The 4,216-nt window shown below is 69.5% G+C and carries 4 protein-coding genes; 2 read left to right on the top strand and 2 right to left on the bottom strand.

Annotated elements, in window-relative coordinates; translation table 11 throughout:
- Both P3W75_RS10965 and P3W75_RS10960 read right to left on the bottom strand, forming a co-directional pair.
- The coding region (locus P3W75_RS10965) for an HD domain-containing protein (RefSeq protein WP_276227407.1) at window positions 1-568 on the bottom strand (568 nt) is incomplete at its 3' end.
- A gap of 167 nt (window positions 569-735) precedes the next feature.
- On the bottom strand, window positions 736-1,533 hold the full coding sequence (locus tag P3W75_RS10960; RefSeq protein WP_276227406.1) for a LuxR C-terminal-related transcriptional regulator: 798 nt from the start codon (window positions 1,531-1,533) through the stop codon (window positions 736-738).
- 194 nt (window positions 1,534-1,727) lie between these two features.
- On the opposite strand from P3W75_RS10960, the gene P3W75_RS10955 reads away from it, so the two are divergent.
- Both P3W75_RS10955 and P3W75_RS10950 read left to right on the top strand, forming a co-directional pair.
- The gene (locus tag P3W75_RS10955) at window positions 1,728-3,092 is read left to right on the top strand and encodes an APC family permease (RefSeq protein WP_276227405.1); all 1,365 of its coding nucleotides are present in this window, start codon (window positions 1,728-1,730) and stop codon (window positions 3,090-3,092) included.
- A 19-nt stretch (window positions 3,093-3,111) separates the two neighbouring features.
- On the top strand, window positions 3,112-4,209 hold the full coding sequence (locus P3W75_RS10950) for a P1 family peptidase (RefSeq protein ID WP_276227404.1): 1,098 nt from the start codon (window positions 3,112-3,114) through the stop codon (window positions 4,207-4,209).
- Window positions 4,210-4,216 lie beyond the last annotated feature (7 nt).

The raw sequence follows: 4,216 nt of genomic DNA, 5'->3' as shown, positions 1-4,216 counted from the left end.
ACTTGGCCATGTAGATGGACTGCTTCGGCTGGGCGAAGACCCGCCGCAGCATCGGCTCGAAGTACTCCAGCGGCAGGGTTTCGGCGTCCGGGTCGAAGGCGGCGGCGTCGTAACGCGCGCAGAACTCGATGGTCTGCTCGAACTGCGGGTGGTCCTTGAACTGCTCGCGCAGGTGCCGGTCCAGGCCCAGGTGGTGGAAGAAGTAGTAGCCCTGGAAGATCGCGTGCTTCTCGACCATCCAGTGATTCGCCGGGCTGACGAAGGGCTTGAGGATGGCCGCGGCGATGTCGGCGTGGTTGTAGGAACCCAGGGTGTCGCCGATGTCGTGGAGCAGCGCGCAGACCACGTACTCGTCGTCGCGGCCGTCGCGGTGGGCCAGGGTGGCGGTCTGCAGCGAGTGGGTCAGGCGATCCACCGGGAAACCACCGAAGTCGCCGTCGAGCAGGCGCAGGTGGGCGAGGATGCGGTCGGGCAGAAGCGCGGCGTAACCGGCGAAGTCCTGGGCGATGATCGACCAGTCGGCGGCGCTGCCGTCTTCCATGTGGGTGAAGGTGGCGCGGGCATTCATCGGGCTGTCCTCTTGTGCTTGTGATGGGTGGACGGCCTTCAGTCTAGGAGCGCCGGCCCGGCCCGCCAGTGTCCCGGCGGGACAGGCTGCTGTCCCTCGGGGCACGCTATTGAGCCGCTGGAAGGCGCGATGCCCGCCCATTCAGCGCGCTGATGGGCGGGCCACGCTCAGGGGTTCTCCGGGTCGTGGCCGAGGGCCTGGAGGAACAGCGAGAACAGCTCCGGCTGCGAGGAAATGTCGAGCTTGGTGTAGAGGTGGCGGCGATGCACCTTGATGGTTTCCGGAGAGATCGCCAGGCGCTCGGCCATGGCCTTGGAGGAGTAACCGCGGAGGATCAGCCGGGCGATCTCCAGCTCGCGCTCGGACAACACCCCGGCGCCGAACTGGCTGAGGGCGTCGCGCACCTGGGTCGCCACGCCTTCCGGGGCGGCCGGCAGCAGGCGCTGGCTGCGCCTTTCCCAGTGCTGCTGCATCAGCGCCAGCACCCACGGGCAGAGCGTCGCCAGCAGCCCGCACTGCTCGGCGTCGAACGGCTTGCGCATGCCCAGCGACAGCGCGCCTTGGCCGGGCAGCTGCAGGATGAACTGCACCTCGTCCTCCAGCACGTTGTCGTGGAAGTAGTTGAGGTAGTACTCGCTCTGGCGGAACTGGTCCGGGGCGATTTCCTCCAGGCGGTACAGGCCGCTGGGCAGGCCCTCGCGGCAGGCCTGGTAGAAGGGGTCGAGCTGGTACAGGCCGCTGAGGTAGAGGGGCATCGCCGCCGGCCCGGCCTGCGGGGCGGCGTCGTATTCCTCCAGCGCCACCGGGGTACCGCTGGCGGGGTAGCAGGCGGCCAGGGCGTTGTCGAACGGCAGCCACTGGTGCAGCAGCAGGATCAGCTGCTTCCAGAAGCGCGGCTGGCCGATCTGCTCGATGGTGCGGCCGAGGTTGGCGTGCATGCCGACTTCGCGAAACAGCTTGTGCATCCCGGTGCTCCCCGTGAAAGGTGATCCGGTTTCCCCTTTTTCATACCCCGTCGTCAAGGGGCGTAACCCCAAATGGTGATTGGCCGCGGCCCCCGCCGGGCCTAGATTGCGAGCCATGCAGCGCCCCGTGCAGAGGGCGCCACAAGGGTCTTCGTTCCTGCCTCAACCCCCAATAACAATTCGAGGAAAACGACATGAGCTCTTCCGCGGCGCCCGAGGGCGCGCTCAAGCCCAGCCTGGGCATGCTCGACGTGGTCGCCATCACCGTCTCGGCGGTCACCCCGGCCAGTTCGGTCTTCGTCATCGCGCCCTTCGCCATCCAGCAGGCCGGCAGCGGTGCCTTCCTGGCCTTCGTCCTGGCCGCCGCGCTGGCACTGATGTTCGCCTGGTGCTACGCCGAACTGGGCCGCGCGCACAGTTCGGCCGGCGGCGAGTACGTGTACGCCAAGCGGGTGTTCGGCTGCATGGCCGGCTACGCCACCTTCCTCACGGTGCTGGTCTCGCTGCTGTTCATCCCGCCGGTGCTGGCCACCGGCGCGGCCACCTACCTCAACGGCGCGCTGGGCACGCAGTTCGACACCCAGACCGTGGCCCTGGCCATAGTCGCCGCGAGCTATGGGCTGGGCATCCTCAACATCCGCGTCAACGCCTGGGTCACCGGGATGTTCCTGATCTGCGAAGTGGCCGCGCTGCTGGTGATAGTGGCGCTGGGCTTCGGCCACGTCAGCCAGCCGCTGAGCGTGCTGAGCCACCCGCAGATCGTCGACCACGGCGTGCTCGGGGCCGTGCCCTTCGCCCTGGTGGTCGCCGCCGTGGGTACCGCGCTGTTCTCCTACAACGGCTTCGGTGCCGCCGTGGTGCTGGCCGAGGACATGAAGGACGGCGGCCGCAGCGTGCATCGCGCGGTGCTCTGGTCGCTGGCGCTGGTGGTGGTCATCGAGCTGGTGCCGATCACCGCGCTGCTGCTCGGCGCGCCGTCGCTGCAGGACATGCTCGCCAGCCCCGATCCGATCGGCTACCTGCTCACCGCCCATGGCAACGCCACGCTGTCGCGGCTGGTCAGCGCCGGCATCTTCCTCTCGGTGTTCAACGCCATCGTCGCCATCGTCATCCAGTCCGGCCGGGTGATCTTCAGCAGCGGCCGCGACGCGCTGTGGACGCCAGCCCTGAACCGCGCCTTCACCCGCATCCACCCGCGCTGGGAGTCGCCGTGGCTGGCCACGCTGTTCCTCGCCGTGCCGTCCGCCGCGCTGAGCTTCAGCTCGAACCTGGCCGACCTGACTTCCTTCACCGTGCTGCTGCTGGTGATGGTGTACCTGGCGGTGGCCCTCTGCGCGCTGTTCAGCCGCGTGCTGCGGCGCGACCGCGAGCACCCGTACCGCATGCCGCTGTGGCCGCTGCCGGCCCTGCTGGCGGCGACCGGCGCCGGCTACCTGCTGCTCACCAGCCTGCTCGCCGCGTCGACGCGGGACGTCATGATCATTATCGGGATACTGGCCGTATCGGTGATTCTCTACAGCACCTACGGCAAGCTCAGCCCGGCCTTCCAGAAACTCTGAAATGACCACAGGAGTCTGTATGCGCGCTCGTCAACTCGGCATCACCCTGGGGCTGGGTACGCCCGGTGAATTCAACGCGATCACCGATGTACCCGGTGTTCGGGTCGGTCACGCCACGCTGCTCGACGAGGGTCGGGAGAGCCCCGTCCGCACCGGCGTCACGCTGATCCAGCCGCGCGCCGGCAGCGCCCGCCAGCAGCCCTGCTTCGCCGGCTGCCACGTGCTCAACGGCAACGGCGACGCCACCGGCCTGGAATGGATCCGCGAGGCCGGCCTGTTGACCACGCCGATCGCCATCACCAACACCCACAGCGTCGGCGTGGTGCGCGACGCGCTGATCGCCGCCGAGCGCGACGCGGCGGCCGACCCGGCGATCTACTGGTGCATGCCGGTGGTGATGGAAACCTTCGACGGCCTGCTCAACGATATCTGGGGCCAGCACGTCGGCCCGGCGCAGGTCCGCGAGGCGCTGGCCCGCGCCGAGTCCGGCCCGGTGCAGGAAGGTGCGGTGGGCGGCGGCACCGGGATGATCTGCCACGAGTTCAAGGGTGGCATCGGCACCGCGTCGCGGCGCCTGCCGGCGGAGGAGGGCGGCTGGACGGTCGGCGCCCTGGTGCAGGCCAACCACGGCCAGCGCCGCGAACTGCGCGTCGACGGCTACCCGGTGGGGCGCCTGCTCGGCGACATCCCGTCGCCGTTCGACGAGCGGGGCACGCCGGGGATGGGCTCGATCGTGGTGATCATCGCCACCGACGCGCCGTTGCTGCCGCACCAGTGCCAGCGCCTGGCGCAGCGCGCGTCGATCGGCATCGCCCGCACCGGCGGCGGCACCGAGGACTCCAGCGGCGACATCTTCCTGGCCTTCGCCACCGGCAACGCCGACCTGCCGCCGGCCGACTACGCGCGCAAGGACCTGCCGCAGAGCACGCCGCTGCAGATGCTCAACAACGACCACATCTCGCCGTTGTTCGCGGCGGCGGCGGAGGCGGTGGAGGAGGCGATCGTCAACGTGCTGCTGGCCGGGCGCGAGATGCGCGCCGCGTCGGGCGTGGTGGCGCCGGCGCTGGATGGCGAGACGCTGCTGAAGGCGCTGCGCGAGGCGGGGTGGCGCGGCTGAGTGACGG

This window comes from Pseudomonas citronellolis, assembly GCF_029335315.1.
GTDB lineage: Bacteria > Pseudomonadota > Gammaproteobacteria > Pseudomonadales > Pseudomonadaceae > Pseudomonas > Pseudomonas citronellolis_A.
This window is presented reverse-complemented; position numbering and strand designations above follow the sequence as displayed.